Source organism: Actinoplanes sp. NPDC021490, from assembly GCF_055562135.1.
Window position 1 is genome coordinate 1 of record NZ_JBVHFW010000041.1, and the last position, 2,053, is coordinate 2,053.

The following is a 2,053-nucleotide window of genomic DNA, read 5'->3' on the forward strand; positions in this document are numbered from 1 at the left end:
GGTGCGGCGTCGCTCCACGCCACAGGCGTGGGCCTTGCGTTGCCGGATCATCCTGGCCTGCGCCGAGGGCGCCTCGAACAAGGACGTGGCGGCCCGGCTCGGTTCCACACCTCATGCGGTGGGTCGTTGGCGGTCCCGATTCGTGCAGTACCGGATTGCCGGCCTGGGTGACATGCCGCGTCCGGGTGGGCCAAGGACGGTGACGGACGAGCAGGTCGCCGCGGTGGTCACGAAGACGTTGGAGTCCACACCGGCGAATGCAACACACTGGTCGACCCGGGCGATGGCGAAGGAGATGGGTCTGTCGCAGTCGTCGGTGTCACGGATCTGGCGGGCGTTCGGGCTGCAGCCGCACCGGTCGGAGACCTTCAAGCTGTCGACCGATCCGTACTTCGTCGACAAGGTCCACGACGTCGTCGGGTTGTATCTCGACCCGCCCGAAAGGGCGTTGGTGTTCTGCGTGGACGAGAAGTCGCAGATCCAGGCTCTGGACAGGTCCCAGCCTGTGCTGCCGATGATGCCCGGAGTTCCGCAGCGAACTACGCACGACTACGTTCGCGCCGGTACCACCACACTGTTCGCCGCACTGGACGTCGCCACCGGCAAGGTGATCGGCTCGCTGCACCGCCGACATCGCGCCGAGGAGTTCAAGAAGTTCCTGACCAAGCTCGACAAGGAAGTACCCGCCGGCCTGGATGTCCACCTGATCTGCGACAACTACGCCACCCACAAGACTCCCGCCATCAAGAAGTGGCTGCTGGCACATCCCCGGTTCCACCCGCACTTCACACCGACGGGCTCGTCCTGGCTGAACCTCGTCGAGCGATGGTTCGCCGAACTCACCAACAAGCAGATACGGCGAGGCGTCCACAGATCCGTCCAGGCCCTGGAGAAGGACATCCGCAACTGGATCGCGGCCTGGAACACGGACCCGAAGCCGTACGTCTGGACGAAGACCTCTGAAGCTTCCCCGTGATCTTGGACACTCGATCTTTATGCCGCGAGGTCGTGTTGGTGCCGCTGTCGGGTCTCGGCTGGGGTGAGGTAGCCAAAGACCTTGTGCTTGCGCAGTCGGCGGCGGTTGTAGAACGTCTCGATGAAGTCGAAGATCTCGGCGCGGGCGGTGGCCCGGTCGGGCCAGACACGGGTGCCGATCTCTTCTTTGAGCAGGGCCCAGAAACTCTCCGCAGCGGCGTTGTCGAAGCAAGATCCGGTGCGTCCGCAGCTTTGCCGGAGGCCCAACTCGCTTATGTGGTAGCGGAAGTGGCTGCTGGTGTATTCGCTGCCGCGGTCCGAATGCGCTATGCAGCCGGGCTGGAGACGGCCGCGTCCGGAGGCCATCTTCAGCGCGTTGACGACGAGGTCGGCGCGGTGGTGGTCGGCCATCGAGTAGCCGACGACCTCGCGGGTGGCCAGGTCCAGCCAGCAGGCGAGGTAGAGCCAGCCCTCGCCGGTGGGCAGCGCGGTGATGTCACCGACCAGCTTCGTGCCGGGGGTCTCGGCGTGGAAGTCGCGGCCGATCAGATCGGGGGCCGGCTTCGCCTTCTTGTCCGGCCGGGTCAGCGACCGCCGCCTGCGGCGGTGGGCTCCCTGGATGCCGTGCTCGCGCATCAGGCGGGCGACCCGCTTGCGGTTCACGCATCGCCCCAGGCGCCGCAGTTCGGCATGGACGCGCGGGACCCCGTAGGTGTGGCGGGAGGCGACGTGGATGACGGTGATCTCGTGGGCCAGGGCCTCGTCAGCGGCCTTGCGGGCCGAGCGGGCCTTGGCCGCGGCGAGCCAGGCGTAGAAGGAGGAGCGGGCCACCTTGAGCAGCCGACACAGGAAAGCGACGCCGTGGGTGGTCTTCTCCGCCTCGATGAACGCGTACGTGTCGTTCATCGATCGCTCTCCTTTGCGAAGAAGACCGCGGCTTTTCGCAGCACCTCGATCGTCTTGGCCTGTTCGGCGTTCTGCCGACGCAACCGCTTGAGCTCTTCGCGTTCGGCCGTGGTGAGCTCGCCCGGGGCGCCCTCGCCCCGATCTGCCTTTGCCCGGCGGTACCAGCCGCGCA

2 protein-coding genes are annotated in these 2,053 nt (G+C 66.6%); one reads left to right on the plus strand and one right to left on the minus strand.

Translation table 11 applies throughout. The features are described from left to right. Nucleotide 1: 1 nt before the first annotated feature. A complete protein-coding gene (locus ACZ3I4_RS47815; RefSeq protein WP_465388841.1) occupies nt 2-976 on the plus strand; it encodes an IS630 family transposase in 975 nt (324 codons plus the stop codon). A gap of 17 nt (nt 977-993) precedes the next feature. Here the strand turns inward: ACZ3I4_RS47815 and ACZ3I4_RS47820 are convergent, their stop codons facing one another. Then, on the minus strand, nt 994-2,046 hold the full coding sequence (locus ACZ3I4_RS47820) for an IS3 family transposase (RefSeq protein ID WP_465388842.1): 1,053 nt from the start codon (nt 2,044-2,046) through the stop codon (nt 994-996). Between the last annotated feature and the right edge of the window lie 7 nt (nt 2,047-2,053).